The sequence below is a fragment of the Streptococcus porcinus genome (genome assembly GCF_901542335.1).
In the GTDB taxonomy this organism is placed as follows: Bacteria; Bacillota; Bacilli; order Lactobacillales; family Streptococcaceae; genus Streptococcus; species Streptococcus porcinus_A.
Genome location: NZ_LR594036.1, coordinates 1,673,405 through 1,694,404, shown reverse-complemented (window position 1 = coordinate 1,694,404; position 21,000 = coordinate 1,673,405). Strand labels below are relative to the sequence as shown.

At 35.4% G+C, this 21,000-nt stretch carries 22 protein-coding genes; 15 read left to right on the top strand and 7 right to left on the bottom strand.

Annotated elements, in window-relative coordinates:
- The first annotated feature begins 31 nt into the window (after window positions 1-31).
- Window positions 32-949, top strand: coding sequence for a phosphate acyltransferase (locus FGK96_RS08165; RefSeq protein WP_138082958.1), 918 nt, complete (start codon window positions 32-34; stop codon window positions 947-949).
- Window positions 950-959: 10 nt separating this feature from the next.
- Complete coding sequence (gene buk, locus FGK96_RS08160) at window positions 960-2,030, top strand: butyrate kinase (RefSeq protein ID WP_138082956.1); 1,071 nt, start codon at window positions 960-962, stop codon at window positions 2,028-2,030.
- Here the strand turns inward: buk and FGK96_RS08155 are convergent.
- Window positions 2,027-2,911, bottom strand: coding sequence for a LysR family transcriptional regulator (locus FGK96_RS08155; RefSeq protein ID WP_003083302.1), 885 nt, complete (start codon window positions 2,909-2,911; stop codon window positions 2,027-2,029). The genes buk and FGK96_RS08155 overlap by 4 nt on opposite strands.
- A 66-nt stretch (window positions 2,912-2,977) precedes the next feature.
- Here FGK96_RS08155 and FGK96_RS08150 point away from each other — a divergent pair, with 66 nt between their 5' ends.
- The 6 genes from FGK96_RS08150 to FGK96_RS08125 all read left to right on the top strand — a co-directional run bounded on the left by FGK96_RS08150 (window position 2,978) and on the right by FGK96_RS08125 (window position 7,884).
- On the top strand, window positions 2,978-4,024 hold the full coding sequence (locus FGK96_RS08150) for a serine hydrolase domain-containing protein (protein WP_138082954.1): 1,047 nt from the start codon (window positions 2,978-2,980) through the stop codon (window positions 4,022-4,024).
- Window positions 4,025-4,036: 12 nt separating this feature from the next.
- Window positions 4,037-4,339 (top strand): hypothetical protein, encoded by a 303-nt coding sequence (locus tag FGK96_RS08145; protein ID WP_003084586.1) that lies wholly within the window; start codon window positions 4,037-4,039, stop codon window positions 4,337-4,339.
- 129 nt (window positions 4,340-4,468) lie between these two features.
- Window positions 4,469-4,657 carry a 50S ribosomal protein L28 gene (gene rpmB / locus FGK96_RS08140; RefSeq protein ID WP_003084306.1) on the top strand — a complete coding sequence of 63 codons (189 nt, stop codon included), beginning with the start codon at window positions 4,469-4,471 and terminating at the stop codon, window positions 4,655-4,657.
- Between the two features lie 133 nt (window positions 4,658-4,790).
- The gene (locus tag FGK96_RS08135; RefSeq protein WP_003084618.1) at window positions 4,791-5,156 is read left to right on the top strand and encodes an Asp23/Gls24 family envelope stress response protein; all 366 of its coding nucleotides are present in this window, start codon (window positions 4,791-4,793) and stop codon (window positions 5,154-5,156) included.
- Window positions 5,156-6,820 (top strand): DAK2 domain-containing protein, encoded by a 1,665-nt coding sequence (locus FGK96_RS08130; protein ID WP_138082952.1) that lies wholly within the window; start codon window positions 5,156-5,158, stop codon window positions 6,818-6,820. Before FGK96_RS08135 ends, FGK96_RS08130 begins: the two co-directional genes overlap by 1 nt.
- A 167-nt stretch (window positions 6,821-6,987) precedes the next feature.
- Window positions 6,988-7,884, top strand: coding sequence for an SPFH domain-containing protein (locus FGK96_RS08125; protein ID WP_220125765.1), 897 nt, complete (start codon window positions 6,988-6,990; stop codon window positions 7,882-7,884).
- Window positions 7,885-7,957: 73 nt separating this feature from the next.
- On the opposite strand, the gene FGK96_RS08120 is transcribed toward FGK96_RS08125, so the two are convergent.
- The 5 genes from FGK96_RS08120 to FGK96_RS08100 form a co-directional block, all read right to left on the bottom strand.
- Entirely contained in the window at window positions 7,958-8,074 is a 117-nt protein-coding gene (locus FGK96_RS08120) for a putative metal homeostasis protein (protein WP_003085004.1), read from the bottom strand.
- Window positions 8,075-8,461: 387 nt separating this feature from the next.
- On the bottom strand, window positions 8,462-9,283 hold the full coding sequence (locus FGK96_RS08115; protein WP_232045836.1) for an IS3 family transposase: 822 nt from the start codon (window positions 9,281-9,283) through the stop codon (window positions 8,462-8,464).
- Complete coding sequence (locus FGK96_RS08110) at window positions 9,280-9,843, bottom strand: helix-turn-helix domain-containing protein (RefSeq protein ID WP_138082948.1); 564 nt, start codon at window positions 9,841-9,843, stop codon at window positions 9,280-9,282. Before FGK96_RS08110 ends, FGK96_RS08115 begins: the two co-directional genes overlap by 4 nt.
- 74 nt (window positions 9,844-9,917) lie before the next feature.
- Window positions 9,918-10,658 carry an amino acid ABC transporter ATP-binding protein gene (locus tag FGK96_RS08105; RefSeq protein ID WP_003085541.1) on the bottom strand — a complete coding sequence of 247 codons (741 nt, stop codon included), beginning with the start codon at window positions 10,656-10,658 and terminating at the stop codon, window positions 9,918-9,920.
- A complete protein-coding gene (locus tag FGK96_RS08100) occupies window positions 10,651-12,222 on the bottom strand; it encodes an ABC transporter substrate-binding protein/permease (protein WP_138082946.1) in 1,572 nt (523 codons plus the stop codon). The genes FGK96_RS08105 and FGK96_RS08100 overlap by 8 nt, the downstream gene beginning before the upstream one ends.
- Window positions 12,223-12,417: 195 nt before the next feature.
- Here FGK96_RS08100 and FGK96_RS08095 point away from each other — a divergent pair, with 195 nt between their 5' ends.
- The 3 genes from FGK96_RS08095 to FGK96_RS08090 all read left to right on the top strand — a co-directional run bounded on the left by FGK96_RS08095 (window position 12,418) and on the right by FGK96_RS08090 (window position 15,279).
- A complete protein-coding gene (locus FGK96_RS08095; RefSeq protein ID WP_269472117.1) occupies window positions 12,418-13,779 on the top strand; it encodes a DUF2207 domain-containing protein in 1,362 nt (453 codons plus the stop codon).
- Window positions 13,773-14,315: a DUF2207 family protein gene (locus FGK96_RS10665; RefSeq protein WP_269472116.1), complete on the top strand. Its 543-nt coding sequence runs from the start codon at window positions 13,773-13,775 to the stop codon at window positions 14,313-14,315. The genes FGK96_RS08095 and FGK96_RS10665 overlap by 7 nt, the downstream gene beginning before the upstream one ends.
- A 124-nt stretch (window positions 14,316-14,439) precedes the next feature.
- Window positions 14,440-15,279, top strand: coding sequence for an undecaprenyl-diphosphate phosphatase (locus FGK96_RS08090; RefSeq protein WP_138082944.1), 840 nt, complete (start codon window positions 14,440-14,442; stop codon window positions 15,277-15,279).
- A 49-nt stretch (window positions 15,280-15,328) separates the two neighbouring features.
- Here FGK96_RS08090 and FGK96_RS08085 read toward each other — a convergent pair.
- Window positions 15,329-16,674 (bottom strand): IS3 family transposase gene (locus FGK96_RS08085; RefSeq protein WP_420031098.1). Its coding sequence is split into 2 segments (ribosomal slippage): window positions 15,329-16,233 and window positions 16,233-16,674, totalling 1,347 coding nucleotides; the frame shifts between segments, so codons are not numbered across the junction.
- A gap of 154 nt (window positions 16,675-16,828) precedes the next feature.
- Here FGK96_RS08085 and mecA point away from each other — a divergent pair.
- The 4 genes from mecA (at window position 16,829) to sufD (ending at window position 21,000) form a co-directional block, all read left to right on the top strand.
- Entirely contained in the window at window positions 16,829-17,584 is a 756-nt protein-coding gene (mecA, locus tag FGK96_RS08080; protein WP_138082942.1) for an adaptor protein MecA, read from the top strand.
- A gap of 6 nt (window positions 17,585-17,590) precedes the next feature.
- Window positions 17,591-18,745, top strand: coding sequence for a glycosyltransferase family 4 protein (locus FGK96_RS08075; protein WP_138082940.1), 1,155 nt, complete (start codon window positions 17,591-17,593; stop codon window positions 18,743-18,745).
- 125 nt (window positions 18,746-18,870) lie between these two features.
- The gene (sufC, locus tag FGK96_RS08070; protein WP_138082938.1) at window positions 18,871-19,641 is read left to right on the top strand and encodes a Fe-S cluster assembly ATPase SufC; all 771 of its coding nucleotides are present in this window, start codon (window positions 18,871-18,873) and stop codon (window positions 19,639-19,641) included.
- Window positions 19,642-19,734: 93 nt separating this feature from the next.
- A complete protein-coding gene (gene sufD, locus FGK96_RS08065; protein ID WP_138082936.1) occupies window positions 19,735-21,000 on the top strand; it encodes a Fe-S cluster assembly protein SufD in 1,266 nt (421 codons plus the stop codon).

Sequence of the window (21,000 nt, the reverse complement as noted above, 5' to 3'; positions counted from 1 at the left end):
TAAGCATCCCATTTTTTAGTTAGGAGAAAAAATGTCGTTATTAATTGATAAATTATTTGAAGCTCGGCCTGAAATAAAAAATGTTGATAATCCTATTAATCTTGTGGCAATAAAGGCAGCGGATGATGAAGTTTTAGCTTGTATTGAACGTGCAGTAAGAGAAAAAAGAGTTTTTGCTTACTTAATTGATGATCAAGTTACCTTAGAAGAAAAATTACAAGGGTTTACTATTCCAAAAGATGCTTATGAGATTGTTGCGGTCGGTGATGATCAAGAAGCAGCTTTTAAGGGTGTTGAGCTTGTTCGAAAGGGTAAAGGCGATGCTATCTTAAAGGGACATATTTCAACAGGTAAAGTTTTAAAAGAAGTTGTTAACAAGGAAACAGGTATTCGTAAAGCAGATACTCTGTCACACGTTGCTGTTTTATCAATGCCTACTTTGAATAGATTGATTGCGATAACAGATGGGGGACTTGTTTTACAACCTGACAAAGACACTGCCAAAACAGTTATTGAAAATGCTGTTGGGGTTATGGCTTCACTTAAGCTTTCTCATCTAAAAGTTGCCCTCTTATCAGCAGCTGAAAATCTGATTCCCAAATTGCCTTCCTCAGTATTGGAGTCTGAATTGGCTAAAGACTACAGTAGTAAGACAGGTTTTACAGTTGAAGGGCCACTCTCGATTGATTTATCTCTCTCACCAGAAAGCGTAAAGGAAAAAAACTATACAGGTAAGATTCAAGGCGATGCTGATATCTTGTTTGCTCCAGATATTGTGACAGGGAATATTACATCTAAATCTCTAACTCTTTTCGGTGGATCCGAGATGGCAGGCTTAATTATAGGAGCTAAGGTTCCAGTAATTATAACTTCTCGTAGTTCTAGCTTTGAAGAGAAGTATGCATCACTTTTATTATCACAAATCATGATGACAAAGGATAGAGAGTAGAGGGAAGTTTATGACAAAAATAATTGCTATTAATCCAGGGGCGACATCAACCAAAGTGGCTATGTATGAAGATAAAGAGCTAATTTGGAAAGAAGAAATTACATATACTAGTCAGGAACTAGAAGTTTTCAAGAAAGTATTTGATCAGTTTGAGCTACGCTTGAAAGATATTGAAGCGTTATTTGACAAACATGACGTAACTAAGATTGATGTAGCTGTCGGCCGTGGCGGTTTAATTGGTCCTGTCAAGCCGGGGGCAATTCTTGTAAATGATGAACTTGTTAACCATTTAGAATATCATCCTGTTTTAGAGCACCCATCAAATATGGGAGCAAACTTAGCGAAAGCATTGATGGGAAAATATGGAGAGAATAAACCTGCCTATATCTATGATCCAGTAACCGTTGATTCAATGCGAGATGTTTCTCGCATAACAGGACTGAAAGGCGTTGAGAGGACATCAACTGGACATCATTTAAACATGAGAGCTGTGGCTCGAAAAGTGGCAGAGGATCTAGGAAAGTCTTATGATGAGCTTAATCTTGTTATTGCTCATGTTGGAGGAGGCGCTAGTGCAAGTGGACATGAACATGGACAGATTGTTGACTTTATTTCGGACGATGAAATCATGTTTTCAGCAGAACGTTCAGGTGGCATACCAATTAAAGCGATGGTTGAAGTGATTAAAAAGATCGGCCTTGACCAATTTAACTATTTAGTCAGAAAAAAAGCTGGATTACAATCATTATGTAATACAGCTGATTTAAGAGAAGTTGAGAAGAGAATTGAGGAAGGCGATAAAGAGGCTTCACTAGTCTTTGATGCTTTAGCATTAGGGATTGCTAAAACTTTAGCTGCCTTAGCGGTAAGTGTTAGTGGCTCGATTGATATGGTCTGTATAACAGGAGGTATGGCTTATTCAGAAGCTTTATGTCAAAAAGTTGCCGAGAAAACGGCATTTATTGGCCCTTTTAAGGCATATCCTGGTGAATTCGAGCTTGAAGCTTTAGCCTTTGGCGGTCTTCGCGTCGTAAATAAGGAAGAAGACTACCATGTCTTAGAATTTACCGCTAAAAGTTAATGCTTAATAGCGTCAATAAATTTACTAATAACATCTGTATTAGTTGACATATTTTTACGATATGCTAATCCTTGTTTATATAAACTATTGACATCATGAATTGGAATCCAAATAAGATTTTCCACAGGGCTGAGATCCTCTAGCTCTCTAGGTAATATAGTAATTGCATCTAGCTTATCCAAGCTATGTAAAAGAATTTCAAAATCATCGTGTGTGAGAATTACCTGATTACTAAAGCCAAATTCTCGACAACGTTTTTTGGTAAATTCACCTAATGCAAAATGATCACTTAGACTAGCAATATTATAACCTTTTAAATCTTTAAATGTAATTTTTTCTTTGTTAGCCAAAGGATGCTCTTTTGGCACAACTAATGATGCTGAATAGGAAGAGTGATTAACAGCAACAGGATCAATGATAATATCATGTTCAATTTGTGGGAAAGATAGGATACCAATGTCAATTTTTTCTTGAACGAGAAGTTCTTGTAATTTCATGGACCCCTCTTGGATAATTCTTAAATCAATATTAGGATTTTTCCTGATGAAACGAGAAATTTGATCCATATATTGTAACATGGTTAAAAAAGTGACACCCACCCTAATTTCTTGACGTTTAGGCTCATTAGCATTTTGTAAATCAAAGATAAGTTCGTTAAAAGCTTTTACAATTGGTTCGCCACGCTCAACTAAAATACGGCCTGTATCTGTTAAATTCAATCGGTGATTCTTATAAACGAATAATGGTGTATTAAATTCTTCCTCTATCTTAGAGACAGATTGTTTTAGGGCAGGTTGTGATACAAATAAAATTTTTGATGCATGAGAGTAATTTTGCGTTTTAGCAATTGTCAAAAAATAGGAAAGTTGTCTGATGTCCATAAATTATCCTTTATTTATCTATTTTATATAGTGATTAGTTTATGTTTATGTTGAGAGGAGTTATCAGTGAATGACGAAAATTTAAATCACCTTTTTCAAAATTTTGTTGCAAGGCATAAATTACCAAGAGCTATTATTTCACTTCAAAAAGGGAATGGGGAAGACATTGCCCAATTCCAACATGGCGAAATAACTAAAGACAGTCTATTTCTATTGGCTAGTGTTACCAAACTTTGGATAACGACACTAGTTTTACAACTGATTGATTCTAAAAAATTAGATTATGACAATATTGTAACCGATTTCATACCAAAAGAAAAGCTTATTAATCTTCACCATATCCTAGGCAATGATCAGACTGAATTTATTACCATTAAAGATCTCCTCTTTCAACGAAGTGGACTAGCTAATATATTTTATGAAGAACCAATTTCACTTAGGAAACGTATTGCTAATGAGGATTTCTCTTACGATTTAGAAGATATGATTACGTGGGTGGGAGAATTGGAGGGGCATTTTGTTCCCGGTAGCCAACAAGCCTATTATGCAGATATTAATTTTATGCTTTTAGGTGTCATTATTGAGTCTATTTATAAGCTTTCTTTAGATGACTGTGTGGATCGTTATATTATGGAGCCTTTAGGATTAAAACATAGTTACATTGTCAGTAGTGAATACGGAAAGATTCCTCCTCTTTTTACAGGAAAAGAATATATAGAAAGACCGAAAATTGTAGCCAGTGGACAAGGGGCTGGAGGGGGGATTTCGACTACAGAAGACTTGATGGTTTTTATCAGAGCATTTATAGAAGGAAAATTGTTTAGTAAAAAGCATTGGCAAGACATTCAAGAGTATTACCCTCTTCAGGGAGATTATGCACCTGTTGAATATGGTGGTGGTCACATGAAAATATCAATGGGACAATTTAATAAAGAAAATCGCTTGAGTTTCATAGGGCATTCAGGTATCTCAGGAGCTTTCGCATTTTATTGCCCTCAACTAGATATTTATCTAACTGGTACAACGGATAATGTTGGGAAATCAGAGTTATGTATCCAATTAATCTATTTAATGTTGTTTGAACTAGAAAAAACATATAGGAAGTTAAGTTGATGGAGGCGTGGTTTGAGTGAGGAAGAATTAGCAGAATTAGTCGAGAACTTCTTTCAATTAGGTTATTTAGTTGGTAAAGTTAGTCAACGTGATATCATGTTTAAATATACGGTACCCATTGATGTTGAACGGAAATTATCATTTTCTGTAACACATCCACAAACAGAAAACAAGCGTATTGGTGTCGTTAATCCTAGTGGTGTAGCTTATACTTATGAATTTAGAGATGGGATAGAAGATAGAATAACGGAAGTATTATATGATGGCTCTACCAGAGATCTCTTTAATTCCTTAGTTAAAGCCCTTTCTGACTAAGAAAAGGCTGAAAAGTTGTTAGAGACTAGAGAAAAAAGTCTTGCTAATTGGTTACTCGTATGATAGAATAGTTTGGTATGTGGTGCTAGCACATCGTAAACATATTCTACCTAGGAGGAGACTGATAAAATGGCAAAAGTATGTTATTTCACAGGTCGTAAGACTGTATCTGGTAATAACCGTTCACACGCTATGAATCAAACAAAACGTACAGTTAAACCAAATCTTCAAAAAGTTACTATTATGGTTAATGGTAAACCTAAAAAAGTTTGGGCTTCAGCTCGTGCGCTTAAGTCAGGTCAAGTTGAACGTGTATAGTTGAAATAAGCCTTAGGGCTTTTTTCATTTTCTTCCGTTTCATCGTTGAATGTTGTTGTTATACCTAAATTTTTTTACATTAGGGCTAATATGTGATAAAATAAACTGATAAAAACTTTTTGAGGTAGTAAATATGACTGTAAAAATTAATACAAATGATGGTCTAATTGAACTATCTGACGACGTTATTGCAACTGTTGTTGGTGGTTCTGCAACGGAAATTTTTGGCGTTGTAGGTATGGCAAGTAAAAGTGCTATAAAAGACAATTTTCAATCGCTACTTCGCAAGGAAAACTATGCCAAAGGCGTAGTTGTGAAATCTACAGATTTGGGTATTTCTGTTGATGTCTACACTGTGATGAGTTATGGTGTAAAGATTAGTGAAGTTTCTAAGAATATCCAAGAACGCGTTAAATTTAATCTTGAAAGCCAACTTGGTTTAACAGCCGATATGGTTAACGTGTATGTGCAGAATATTAAGGTTGTAGGAGAAAACTAGTGTCAAATATTACAGCAAGCTTGTTCCAAGAAATGGTTCAAGCCGCGGCAACGCGTCTAGGCAAACAAGCAGAATATGTTAATTCTTTAAATGTCTTTCCTGTTCCAGATGGAGATACTGGGACAAATATGGGAATGACCATGGATAATGGAGCAAAGGAAGTTGCTAGCAAGCCCGCAGAAACTGTAGGTGAAGTTGGTCAAATCCTTTCCAAAGGTCTATTAATGGGAGCTCGTGGTAATTCTGGGGTTATCACATCGCAAATTTTCCGTGGTTTTGGTCAGAGCATTAAAGGCAAGGTTGAGTTGGATGGGCAAGATTTAGCACAAGCTTTTCAAGCAGGTGTTGAAGTAGCGTATAAGGCTGTGATGAAGCCAGTTGAAGGGACAATTTTAACCGTTTCACGGGGTGCTGCAAGCGCTGCTTTGAAAAAAGCTGAGTCTACTAATGATGCTATTGAAGTTATGAGCGCTGCCCTTAAAGGGGCTAAAAAAGCATTAGCAAAAACACCTGATCTACTACCAGTTTTAAAAGAAGTTGGTGTTGTTGACTCGGGTGGTCAAGGCTTAGTTTTCATATATGAAGGTTTCTTGTCTGCCTTAAATGGTGATTATATTGCTTCTGAAGACTTTAAAGCGACACCAGCAAATATGTCTGAGATGATTAACGCCGAGCACCATAAGGCAGTTGTTGGACATGTTGCCACAGAAGATATTACATATGGTTATTGTACTGAAATCATGGTTGCTTTACGTCAAGGGCCAACTTACGTTAAAGAATTCAATTATGAAGAATTTCAAGGCTATTTAAGCAATCTTGGTGATTCTTTGATGGTCGTTAATGATGATGAGATTGTTAAGGTTCACGTCCATACCGAAGATCCTGGACTTGTGATGCAAGAAGGGCTAAAATATGGCTCTTTGATCAAAATTAAAGTCGACAATATGCGTAATCAGCATGATGCTCAAGTTGAGAAAACAAATACAGTACGTCCTAAGACTGAGATGAAAGAGTTTGGTTTGATTGCTGTTGTAGCGGGACAAGGTTTAGCAGACATCTTTACTGCACAAGGAGTTGATTACATTATTTCTGGTGGACAAACTATGAATCCGTCTACTGAAGATATTGTGAAAGCTATTGAAGCTGTTAATGCAAAACAAGTTATTCTTTTACCAAATAACAAGAATATCTTCATGGCTGCTCAATCTGCAGCAGATGTGGTTGATATTCCCGCAGTAGTCATTGAAAGTAAAACAGTTCCACAAGGATTAACGAGCTTATTAGCCTTTGACGCTTCTAAATCATTAGACGAGAATTTTTCAGCAATGTCAGCTAGCTTAAATGATGTTACAAGCGGAAGCTTAACTTTAGCAGTCAGAGATACAACGATTGATGGCTTAGAGATTCATGAAAACGACTATCTAGGTATGGTTAATGGTCAGATTTTAGTATCTGATGCTAACCTTGAGTCAGCTATGAAGTCAACCTTTGATCAGATGATCGAAGAAGATAGTGAGATTGTAACTATCTTTATTGGTGAAGAGGGTAATACAGCACTTGCTGAAGATTTGGCAGATTATTTAGAAGAGAAATATGAAGATATTGAAGTTGAAATTCACCAAGGTGATCAGCCAGTTTATCCTTATATAATGAGTGTTGAATAATTATTAAGTAAGGTTTATGACCTTACTTTTTTATATCATAACTTCTTATTGCTTTTTTATTTGACAAAAATAAGAAAACCATTATAATTATATATTAACAATAAGTCAGGATGCAGCAGACACATTAAAAAGTGTTCATAGCTAGCTCTACTTAAGAAGGAGTATTTATGTTAGTGTTAGGTCCAGTCGTGTTTTTAATTATCTGTATTATTGTCATTATATCTATTCTTGCGAGTGCTTTGTACGTTGTCAAACAACAGACGGTAGCCATTATTGAGCGTTTTGGGAAATACCAAACAACTTCACAAAGTGGTATTCACCTTAGAATGCCCTTTGGAATTGATAAGATTGCTGCACGTGTCCAGTTAAGATTACTACAAACAGAGATTGTAGTTGAAACCAAAACAAAAGATAATGTTTTCGTTACATTGAACATTGCTACTCAATACCGTGTTAATGAAAATAATGTTACTGATGCTTACTATAAATTGATGAGACCTGAAGCACAAATTAAATCATACATTGAAGATGCTTTGCGTTCATCTGTTCCTAAATTAACTCTCGATGAACTCTTTGAGAAAAAGGATGAAATTGCACTTGAAGTTCAACATCAAGTAGCAGAAGAAATGTCAACTTATGGTTATATTATTGTTAAAACTTTGATTACTAAAGTTGAACCTGATGCTGAAGTTAAACAATCAATGAATGAAATTAATGCTGCTCAACGTAAACGTGTTGCTGCTCAAGAATTAGCAGAAGCTGATAAGATTAAGATTGTTACAGCAGCATCTGCAGAAGCTGAGAAAGATCGCTTGCACGGTGTAGGTATTGCACAACAACGAAAAGCAATTGTAGATGGTTTAGCAGAATCTATTCAAGAATTAAAAGAAGCAAATATTAGTTTAAACGAGGAACAAATTATGTCAATTTTATTGACAAATCAATACCTTGATACCCTAAATACATTTGCTTCTAGAGGCAATCAAACTTTATTCTTACCTAATACCCCAAATGGAGTTGATGATATTCGGGCACAAGTCTTATCAGCTCTGAAAGTTAAATAATATTAAAAAGCAACTAAGACGGAGGGATGTGTCTTAGTTGCTTTTTTGTCTGACTTTATTTTAGAGATTCCTGTTATTTTTTACCAGATCTCTTGTACTCATGAATAATTTTCAAAGCACGTTTTTTTGTTTTAATATTAGGACTTTTTAGTCTGCGGTAAGCTGACGCCAAGTCAGTTTTTTCGGCCATAGTTACCTCCTATTGCAAGATTATTAACGTTAACAAGAATAGTATATCATAAAAAACTTAACTGGTAAAGTATATTTTTAAAAATAGTAATACTTTGAATGAGTATAGATTGAAAATGCTACTGTGGACTGGTGCTTAGTGTTTTTTGCAGATTTTCTCTAAACCTTAAGCGTTGATATCGAAATTGAAGTTGTTGTCCCCTATAGGGGTACTTTTTAAAGAAGTGGAGTTTTAGTTAAGTTAGTTGTTATTTTTTTTAAATTTCTTTAAGAGCTATAAGATGACTGTCACTTATTTTACTTTTCTATCATAGATTTATTTTATAAAAAAGACCTCAATTGTTAGGTTGTTGATATGTACCCAGAATCCTGGACACATACTTATAAACTAGGCGGAACGCATGGATGTTATCCTGTATTGTACAGGAGGCATCCATTTTGTTTTTGCCTGAATTCTTTTGTTATTGTAATAATCAATATATTTCTCAACAGCTCTTGAGAATTCTTCAAATGAAGAATAGTCTTTCTCATAGCCATAATACATCTCATTTTTTAACCTTCCAAAAAATGTCTCCATTATACAATTATCGTAGCAGTTCCCTTTCCGTGACATAGACTGGACAATACCATGTTGGTGTAATGTATTTCTAAAATAAGGATGTTGGTACTGCCAACCTTGATCAGAATGAAATATAAGACCATCTACTGATGGAAATTTATTGAAAGCTCTATCGAGCATTCTACTTATCTGTTCAAGATTAGGACTCATAGATAAATCATATGATATGATTTCATTTGTGTTCATGTCTAAAACTGGCGATATATAACACTTTCCCCATGAAAAATTAAACTGAGAGACATCTGTTGTCCACTTTTGTAAAGGCGCAGTTGTGCTAAAGTTTCTAGCAATAATATTGTCGGCAATCTTTCCTACCTCACCTTTATAGGAATGGTATTTTTCCTTTGGACGTTTGCCTAATAAACCTTCTTTATGCATGAGACGTTGAACTCTCTTATGGTTCACCTTGTATCCACGATTAATCAGTTCTTGATAGACTCGTCTAACGCCATATCTACTTTTATTTGACTCAAAAATACTTTTGATTTCGTTAAGTAACTCTTCGTTTCTTAAAGCAACAGCATCTATCTTGCCAATCTCGAAATAATAAGTTGATTTGGCTAGGTTTACTGCTTTGAGAAGATATTTTATGTGATATCCTTTTTCTTTAAGTTCCTTGACGATTGCCGCTTTTTCGCCTTGAGTAGCGCAGCTTCCTTTTTGTGTCTCAAGGCGATTAATTTTTTTATTGCTTCATTTTCTGTTTTTAAATAGGCTGTTTCAGCTCTTAATCTTATTAATTCTTCTCTTTCTGTAGGCGTTAAATCAGCTGGCTTATATTTTTTAGTCATAGGCGGTTCCTTTTTCCTTCGGTGACCTCTTTTAAGATTCAATCCTTCATACCCTTTTATTTTATATATTTGAACCCATTTAGACAATAGTCCAGTATCAATACCCGCGTTAATTGCAACACTACTTTGAGATTCTCCAGAGAAGACACGTGCAACTAGCTCATATCTTTCTTCAACTGTACGATTTTTAGATGATTTTGAATGTTTTAGAAAATCAAAACCATGTATTTCCGCAGTTTTTGACCATCGGACAATTCTTTTTCTAAAGTTTTTTTGCCCGATACCAACTGGAGTCTCTATCCACTGACCTGAACGATACATGTTTACTGCATTTAATTTAAAATTATAATTATATTTCATACAAAAACCCCTTTCACTGGATTAGTCCAGTAAAAGGGGGACATATCATGTTATCTAACTTTTGAGGCTTTTTTTTATTTTAGAAAACGTTGTAAGAATTCTTTTGTACGATCTTGTTTAGGATTTTCAAAAATATCTTGAGGGGTTCCTTCTTCGGCGATGACACCTTTATCCATAAAAATAACGCGATTTGAAACTTCTTGAGCAAAATCCATTTCATGGGTTACGATGATCATTGTAAGTCCTGATTTTGCAAGGTCTTGCATAGTTTTTAAAACTTCACCTACCATCTCAGGATCTAAAGCAGAAGTAGGTTCGTCAAATAGCATAGCTTCAGGATTTACTGAAAGAGCGCGAGCGATAGCGACACGTTGTTTTTGGCCACCAGACAGTTGTTTTGGTTTTGCCTTCCAATATTGCTCGGTCATTCCGACTGAATTAAGGTTTTCTTTAGCTATCTTTTCTGCTTCTGAACGACTTCTTTTTAAGACTGTAGTTTGAGCAACGATTGCATTTTCAAGGACATTAAGATTTTCAAAAAGGTTAAAGGATTGAAAAACCATACCCAGTTTTTCACGATAATGAGTCAAATTATAATCATCAGCGAGGACATTTTTTCCATGGAATAAGACTTGCCCATCAGTTGGTTCTTCAAGGAGGTTTATAGATCGTAATAGGGTTGATTTGCCTGACCCTGATGAACCAATAATTGAGATGACTTCGCCTTTATTTACAGATAGGGAAATATCTTTTAAGACTTGATGATTCCCGTATGATTTTTTCAAATGTTTGATTTCAATAATAGGATTAGACATTCGTAGACTCCTCCAAAGGCATTTCTCTTACTACAGTTGTGTACGTATCATCATCCAATCGGTGTTCTACATAGCGAAGGATTCTTGTTACAGTGAAAGTTAAGATAAAGTAAATCAGTGCGATAACTGAGAAAGTTTGGAAATATTGATAATTTTGAGTAGCGACTGTGTTACCCGAGAAATAAAGCTCAACAACAGAGATAACGTTTAGCACAGATGTATCTTTAATATTGATAACAAACTCGTTACCTGTTGCGGGTAGAATATTTCGAATAACCTGAGGTAGAACAATCTTTCGCATGGTTTGTCCGTGTGAAAATCCAAGGGCGGTTGCAGCTTCAAATTGTCCTTGATCAACGGCAAATATCCCACCACGAACAATTTCTGTCATATAGGCACCAGTATTAATAGATACGATAAGAATGGCAGCTAGAGTTCGATCTATTGAAATCCCAAATGCTTGAGCAGTACCATAGTAAATAACCATGGATTGAACAATCATCGGTGTTCCTCGGAAAACCTCAATATAAATATTTAAGAACCATCCAAAAACTTTTTGGAAGAAAGCTACCATTTTATTTTTTGACTTGGTTGCGGTTCTATATATGCCAATCAATAAACCGATAATCAAACCAACAACAGTACCGATTGTTGAGATAAGTAGTGTAAGTCCTGTACCGCGTAAAAATTGTTTCCAATTGCTTCTTAAAATAGTCCACATTTGATGTAGAAAAGAAGGTTTAGTAGTATTGGATGATTTTTCTTCTTTAGGTTGCAATGTTACCATTTTGTCCATTAAACTTAAACGGTCGTTAGGAGATAATTCAGTTAGGACTTGATTAATCTGATTAATACGACTATCATCCTTACGCATACCTACTGCGATGGCAGCGTCAGATGAATTGACAGTAAAACCATTTTTGAGAGTTACCATTTTGAAAGAGCTATTAGCATTTTGAGCGGTCATAGCTTCAGGTCGTTCTGAAATATAACCATCAATAACGCCAGAGGATAAAGCTTGACGCATTTGTGAAAAATCGCCCATAGGTGTTTGTGCTTTAACTCCTTTAATTTGAGGAATCAGGTTGACATGCCAAACACCTTGTTGAGCAGTGATTTTAGCACCCGCAAAATCAGCTAGAGATTTTGCTTTAGCAAATTTACTATCAGCTTTTACAACAATAACCGGCTCACTGGTATAGTAGCTATCAGAAAAAGTAATTTCTTTTTTACGTTCTTCTGTGGGACTCATACCAGCAGCAATCATGTCTATTTTTTTAGAGGTTAGTGCTGGGATTAGGCCTGTCCATGATGTTTTGACAACTAATAATTTCTTGTCAAGTGATTTAGCGACTTTTTTAGCAATTTGGACATCATAGCCGTTAGCGTATTGATTAGTGCCTTCGATAGGAACAGCACCATTCGCATCTGTATCTTGTGTCCAGTTGAAGGGAGCGTAAGCAGCTTCCATACCAACGCGTAAATAGTTATCCGCTTGTGCTAGATTATTTCCCCCAAATAGGAAAAAGAGAGCAAAAAAGCAGGTCATTAATAGCTTTTTCATAGAAAAACTCCATCTATTATAATATATCCAACTATTTTACAGCAAATAAGGTTTGATTTCAATCATTTTTATTTGAAAAATGGAAAAATATACAATTATCTGTTTAAAAATAAATATCTTAACCTTACTTCTTTATTTTATTAGCTTATCTTTTGTGATAAAATATAAGTTAGAAAGTAGAGGAGATTTATGGTTTTGAAACGTTTTTTAATTAGCCTTGTAGTTATTATGAGCTTCTTTGGAACTACCGTTTTTGCTAGTGATGTAGAATATCGAATTCCTCTTTATGAAGGCCATCTCCATATTAATGAAGATAATAGTGCACAATTTACCCAAGAAGTAACCTATTTATTTAGTACTAGTTACGAGGGGCAGTATGTTAGTTTGGGAAGAGCAGGGAAAATGCCGAGCAGCTTTGATATTCATTCAGATCCCCAAATTGAAGTTTATCGAAATGGAAGAAAGGTAAATGTTTCCAGCTCAATCGAAGATCTTGGTGATGGTTACCGTTTGAAAATTTATAATGCAGGTGAGCCGAATGATAAGGTTAAAATTATTGTCAAATGGAAACTTTCGAATATTCTCTATAAGTATAAGGATATTGCTGTACTAAATTGGAAACCTATATCAGACTGGGATAAGACTCTCGAAAAAGTTCATTTTACAGTTGATACGCAAGCACCTAGTAAGAAGCAGGAGCTCTATTTACATAGGGGATATTTCAAGCCAAGTGCTAATACAAGTAGTTTAGGTCAACTGGAAACGTGGACGAATGATGTTGACGGTGTCAGTGAATTTCACGCTTACTGGGACAGTAAAATTATTTCTGGTCAGGCAATTTCACGTAACTATTTGCCCATTTTTAAGGCAACTGAACGACAAATAGCTGAGCGAACAAGATGGATTCGTCATTTTGTGGATTACTATGTCTATGTTATTATTGCAATCTTTTTCATAGTTGCTATTATTTGTTGGTTAACGTTTAAAAAGACTGTTTTTCAATTTAAGAATAGAGGTAAGGGACAATTATATGCATTACCAGATGACTTACCTCCGCTAGTTATAGCAGAAAAAATATTTCATTTAAATTTACAGAAGTTAAATCCTGCAAAAACTCATTTGAGAGATGATAACATTTCCTTTGAAAATCTTGTTCAAGCAACTCTTTTGGATCTTATTGACCGCAAAGCTATTGAGATTGAAAAGGAAGCTAACGGTTACTTTTTGACTCTGAAGGATAGGAGTGTATTGACTGATTTTGAAGAATCTTTTGTACAGATGGCCTTTAGCGATGCCGAGAAGTTAAAAACGGATCAACTGTTTGCTGATTATTTTTTTGACTCCGATATTTCTAAAAAATTAGAAACACAATATTCTGGTAAAGAGTTACAACGTCAAGTAAATGCGCGTGGTAAAGAACATTTGAATAAATTAAATCAAGCTCTTAAGGAATTATCTATGAAAGTCACTCAAAGTATCGGTAGTGAATCAGATTCCTACTATCGTCCCATGACTATTAAAGAGAAGGTTTTTTTGGTTTTGCTAATTTCTTGTTAGTTATTCCTATTCTAATACTTGTTGCACATGCTGTCTACGCCATGATTATTGCCTCTGGCACTCATCTAATGATTGATGTCATCTTGGTGCTTATAGCCATTTTGCTAATGATTTATATGTCTAAAAAAGTTTCGGTTGATCGTCTTCAAGGTGTTTTGACCCAAGAAGGGCAACAAGCTCGTCAACCTTGGGATAGTTTTATTCTGATGTTAAAAGATATAAAGCACTTTGAGCGAGCTGAGATTGAAAGTTTAATCGTTTGGAATCGAGTTTTAGTATATGCTAGTCTGTTCGGCTTTGCTGATCAAGTGGAAAGATATATGGCCTTACATGGTATCGAGTTGACAGATCAAGACTTGGTACATACTTATTCGACCATTTCACCTATTATGTATGGGATGACAACTCATTTTACGCATTCTGCTCAAGCTGCAACACAAGCTAGCCACTTCAGTGTCTCATCTGGAAGTAGTGGTGGATTTTCAGGGGGTGGTTTCTCTGGAGGAGGAGGTGGTGGCGGAGGCGGAGCTTTCTAAAGCTTCTTCGCTATTTCCAAAAATTGTATAAATATTCTGTTTAAAAAACACATTTATCTGATTCTTAGCTTATCATTTTTGCCAAATTCTGATACAATGGTTTTATCTAAAACGAGGAGTTAATATGTTATTTTTTGAGATTTTAAAAGCCATCTTTTTTGGTATTATTGAGGGTATTACGGAATGGTTGCCTATTTCTAGTACCGGTCATTTGATTTTGGTAGAAGAATTTGTTAAATTACGCGAAAATGCAGCCTTTTTGGAAATGTTTAATGTGGTTATCCAGTTAGGAGCGATTATTGCTGTAGTTGTCATTTATTTCAAACGCTTGAATCCATTTCAACCTGGGAAAAGCGCTACAGAAACCCGCTTAACATGGCAACTTTGGTTGAAAGTAGTGATTGCTATTTTACCAGTAGTCATCATTGGAATGCCTCTTGATAATTGGTTTAATAAACATTTTTACAACTTTATTACTGTTGCCCTTATGCTTATCGTCTACGGTTTTGCCTTTATATGGATTGAAAAACGTAACAAAACCGTTGAACCACAAGTGACTAGTTTAGCGAGAATGTCCTATAAAACAGCTTTATTTATTGGACTTTTTCAAGTATTAAGTATTATTCCTGGGACAAGTCGTTCAGGAGCAACTATTTTAGGTGGTATTTTAATGGGAACAAGCCGTACGGTTGCTACCGAATTTACCTTTTTCTTAGGAATCCCTGTTATGTTTGGCGCCAGCTTGTTAAAGGTTGTAAAGTTCTTTCTGAAAGGAAACGTACTTGGCTTTGGCCAGTTATTAATCTTACTGGTAGCTAGTTTAACTGCCTTTGTGGTTAGTTTATATGTTATTAAATTCTTGACAGACTATGTTAAAAAACATGATTTTACGATTTTTGGAAAGTATCGGATTATTTTGGGAAGTTTGTTAATAATCTATTTCTTTATTAATTTATTTATTTAAAAAATCTGTCCCAATAGTGTACTGACCCCCAAAAGTTAGACATTATATTTTAAGCAAAGGATTTAGTTCTGTATTGTACGGGACTAAGTCCTTTTAGTTTTACTTTGATCCGTTTATTGTTGTAATAATCAATATATTTTTTAATAGCTTTTTCTAAATCTCCCAGAGATTTATAGTAGCTCTCATAGCCATAGAACATTTCTGACTTTAATATGCCAAAGAAGGATTCCATTATCCCATTGTCAGGGCTGTTTCCTTTACGTGACATAGATGGACGGATACCTTTAGAGTTTAAAAAGTGATGATAATAGTTGTGCTGATACTGCCAGCCTTGATCACTATGTAAAATAGTTCCGTTATAGTATTTATCTGGAAATGTCTTTTCTAGCATCGTTTTAATTTGGTTTAAGTTAGGAGAACGTGAAATGGTATAGTTTATTATCTCGCTATTATAACCATCAAGAACTGGTGATAAATAGAGTTTTCCCTCAGGTAAAGCAAATTCAGTCACATCGGTGTAACACTTCTCAAAAGGTTTAGAGGCTTCAAAATGGCGTTGAATAAGGTTATCTGCTTTCTTTCCAACCTCACCCTTATAAGATGAATAGCGTCTTTTGCGACGTATTCTCGCTGCCAAACCTAGTTCTTTCATCAAGCGCTGAACTCTTTTGTGGTTGATGATAAAACCTCTGTTACGCAGTTCCAAAGTGATTCGACGATAGCCATAGTTACCTTTATGTTTCTGATAGACTTCTTGAATTTGGTTTTTAATGGACTTGTCTAAATCATCTTGTTCTAGTTGCTTAAGATGATAGTAATAGGTTGAACGAGCTAATTGAGCTGCTCTTAGAAGTAAACCTAATCTAAATCCTCCATCAACCATTTCTTTAATGATTTCTGTCGTTCTTTCTCGATAGCTTCGTCCCGTTCTTCTAACTCTTTTAACTTTTTTAGGAAGGCGTTCTCCGTTCTGAGATATTCGTTCTCTTCCTGAAGGCGCTCTAATTCAGTCATTTCTTCCCAAGTTTTCTTTGGTTTACGTCCCATTTTTGCTGGTCTCCCTTTTGTTGTCTCAACAATAGTATAACCATTTTTCTTGTATTGCGCTATCCAATTGGCAAGAGTTCCTGGATTTGGGAAGGCGTAATCTAGAGAAACTGACATTAAGGATTGCCCATCTTTCAAGACTTTATTAATCATTTCTTGCTTCATTTCAGGTGAATAAGCTTGGTACTTTTGCTTCTTAACGATCTCAACTCCATAACGATCCATCAGTCGAATGGTATATTTTAAGTTGCAGCGGGTTACTCCAAATTGAATCTCTAATTGAGTCCAGGAAACACCTGACTTCTTTAAACGATAAATTTCTAATTTATCTTCATAACTTAATTTCATACAAAAACACCCCAAATGTTAGATTTTTTGTCCAACTTTTGGGGTGCAGTACATAGGGATAGATTTTTTAGCGATAACCTTAATTCGATCGCAAAATTGCGAAAAAGTCTATTTTCGAGTATAATAGAATGACTACGCGTGCGAGGTATATACTATGGAAATGAAACAAATTAGTGAAACAACACTAAAAATAACGATCAGCATGGATGATTTAGAAGAAAGGGGAATGGAATTAAAAGATTTCTTGATTCCTCAGGAAAAAACAGAAGAATTCTTCTATACCGTTATGGATGAGTTGGATTTACCTGAAAACTTTAAAGATAGTGGGATGTTGAGTTTTAGAGTTACCCCACGTAAAGATCGTTTAGATGTTTTTGTTACTAAGTCAGAATTATCTAAAGAAATTGATTTTGAAGATTTAACTGATTTAGGAGATGTTTCTCAGATGACACCCGAAGATTTTTTTAAAACAATTGAAAAAAACATGATAGAAAAAGGTGATGTCAATGCCCATGAAAAATTGGAAAAAATTGAAGAAATGTTAGAAGAAGCAGTCGAGGCAAGCCAATCTCAAACTACAGTGGCTGATGAATCTGCCCAGATTGTTGAACCAATGGACTACGTTCATTATGTTTTTGATTTTTTAACTATAGAGGAAGTCATCAGTTTTTCTAAAATAGTTAACTTTCCAATTGAAGCTTCAGAGCTTTACAAGGAAACTAGTCGTTACCATCTAACAATCTTACTTGATATTCAAAATCAGCCAGCCTACTTTGCTAATATTATGTATGCTAGGTTAATTGAACATGCACTACCTGGTTCAAAAACACGTGCTTATTTGCAAGAGCATGCAACCTTACTCATTGAAGATCAGGCAATAGAGCAGTTGAAAAGGATTGAATTGGTGTGATAAACTATGTTTCCATTTACATTTGATTATGTATTAATCCTAATAGCAGCCTTGTTAATTTCTTTGTTTTTAACTCCCATTGTGCGTTTTTTGGCATTTAAAACAGGAACTGTTGATGAACCAAATGCAAGACGAGTGAATAAAGTTACAATGCCTAGTAGTGGCGGACTAGCAATCTTTATATCCTTTTTTGTAACGACATTAATTCTGATGCCTAAGATATCTGAAAGTGTTTTAATTGACAAGCAAAGTTACTTTTCCTATATCTTTCCGGTTGTTATGGGAGCTTTAATAGTAACAGCTACAGGTTATATCGATGATCTTTTTGAAATTAGTCCCAAGCTGAAAATGTTTGGTATCTTTTTAGGAGCCTATATTATATGGGCTTTTACAGAATTTAGATTTGATAGTTTCAAAGTTCCTTTTGGTGGACCACTTTTGCATTTTGGTCCTATTGTAACCTTTGTTTTAACGGTCTTATGGATTGTTTCTATTACTAATGCTATTAATCTCATTGATGGTTTAGACGGCTTAGTTAGTGGCGTTTCCATTATTAGTCTAGTAACAATGGCTATTGTTTCTTATTTCTTTTTACCACAAATTGACTTTTTCTTGACGGTAACAATTCTTATTTTGATTGCTTCGATTGCAGGATTTTTTCCTTATAATTATCATCCAGCTATTATCTATATGGGGGATACAGGGGCTCTTTTTATTGGTTTTATGATTGGTGTCTTGTCCTTGCAAGGGCTTAAGAATGCAACAGCCGTTGTGGTTGTGACACCAGTTATTATACTTGGTGTTCCTATCATGGATACTGCGGTAGCTATTATCCGTAGAAGCTTATCAGGTAAGAAGTTTTATGAACCAGATAAGATGCACTTGCATCATCGCCTTCTGTCGATGGGGTTTACCCATCGTGGGGCTGTATTAGTGGTTTATGGTATTGCTATGCTCTTTTCTTTGATTTCCTTGTTGTTGAATGTTTCAAGTAGAATCGGGGGACTCTTGTTGATGTTTGGTCTTCTGTTTGGTTTAGAAGTATTAATTGAAAGCTTGGAAATATGGGGAGAAAAAAGAACACCGCTCTTTAAACTTTTAAAGTTTATTGGAAATAGCGACTTTCGTCATCGTCAAATGGAAAAGTGGAAGAAGCACTAGACTCTTTCAAACACAAAGAAGGCCTTAACCGCCTTTTTTTGTTATAATTTAATTGATTATTAAAAAGTATTCTTGAATCTGTTAGTTGTTGACTGACGGATAAGAAATAGAAAAAGAGGTATGCAATGTCTGTGTTAGAAATTAAAAATCTACACGTTTCAATCGAAGATAAAGAGATTCTAAAAGGCGTAAATTTGACCCTCAAAACTGGTGAAATTGCTGCTATTATGGGACCAAATGGAACAGGGAAATCAACTCTGTCCGCTGCTATCATGGGAAATCCCAACTATGAAGTAACCGAAGGCGAAGTCCTTTTTGATGGGGTTAATATTCTAGAGTTAGAAGTTGATGAAAGAGCACGGATGGGCTTGTTTTTAGCAATGCAATACCCATCTGAAATTCCAGGAATTACAAATGCCGAGTTTATGCGGGCTGCTATGAATGCTGGAAAAGACGATGATCAAAAAATTTCGGTTCGTGATTTCATTACTAAGTTGGATCAAAAAATGGAATTGTTAGGTATGAAAGAGGAGATGGCTGAACGGTACCTAAATGAGGGGTTTTCAGGTGGTGAAAAAAAACGAAATGAAATCCTTCAACTGTTAATGCTGGAACCTAAATTTGCCCTTTTGGATGAAATTGATTCTGGTTTGGATATTGACGCTTTAAAAGTTGTATCAAAAGGAGTTAATGAAATGCGGCAAAAAGATTTTGGTGCAATGATTATCACTCACTATCAACGTCTTTTAAATTATATTACACCGGATTTAGTTCATGTCATGATGGATGGCCGAATTGTTCTTTCTGGAGATGCTGCTTTGGTAGCTAGACTTGAAAAAGAAGGCTATGCTGGCATTGCAGAAGAACTAGGCATTGACTATAAAGAAGAAGTTTAATGATGAATCTTAAAAGTCTTGGCTTTTGCTGTGCAGACGTTTTTTGTTTCGCAGCCTTGTCTTATCAATATTAGAGAAAGAGGAAACATCATTATGACTTTAGAAACTATTATGGCTTTTTCTCAAGAAAAAGCAGAGCCAGCATGGTTACAAGAACGACGTCAAAAAGCATTTCACCTTATTGATCATCTAGAATTACCAATAATTGAACGGGTCAAGTTTCATCGCTGGAATTTGGGAGATGGTCATATAGAGGATAGTCCGTTTGAAGCGAAGGTTCCGGATTTTATAGCTATTGGTGATAACCCTACCTTAGTACAAAATGGGACACGCACAGTGATGGAACAGTTACCAATGGAACTTCATGAGCAAGGTGTCATTTTTACTGATTTTTATTCTGCTTTAGAAGAAATTCCTGATATTATCCATACTTATTTTGGAACTGCTATTGAGGATAATCAAGATAAGCTAAGTGCTTACCATACGGCTTATTTTAATAGTGCAGCGGTCTTGTATGTCCCGGATTTTGTTGAAATTGAGCAGCCACTTGAAGCAATTTTTTTACAAGATAGTGACAGTGAAGTGCCATTTAATAAACATGTTTTGATTATTGCAGGTAGAGAAAGCCAGTTTTCTTACTTGGAAAGGTTTGAAAGCTATGGCCAAGATTCAGCTAAAGCAAGTGCTAATATTAGTGTTGAGGTTATTGCACAAGCGGGGAGCAGAATCAAATTTTCAGCAATCGATCGGTTAGGAAAATCGGTGACAACTTATATTAGTAGGCGAGGCCGTCTAGCTGATAATGCGACTATTGATTGGTCACTAAGCATTATGAATGAAGGAAATGTTATTGCTGATTTTGACAGTGATTTACTTGGAGATGGTAGTCAGGCTGATTTGAAAGTTGTTGCTGCTTCAAGTGGTCGCCAAATTCAAGGAATCGATACACGCGTAACCAATTATGGTAAAAATTCTGTCGGCCATATTTTACAACACGGTGTTATTTTGGAAAGAGGAACGCTAACCTTTAATGGTATTGGGCATATCATCAAGGGAGCTAAGGGTGCTGATGCCCAGCAGGAAAGCCGTGTTTTGATGCTTTCCGATAAAGCAAGAAGTGATGCTAACCCTATTTTATTAATTGATGAAAATGAAGTTACAGCAGGGCATGCAGCCTCGATTGGACAAGTTGATCCGGAAGATATGTATTATTTAATGAGCCGTGGTTTAGATAAAGATACAGCTGAACGGCTGGTTATTCGTGGATTCTTAGGAGCTGTTATTACGGAGATTCCTATCAAGGAAATGAGAGATAACATCATTGCTGTACTTGACCAAAAATTGGCATCACGCGTCTAA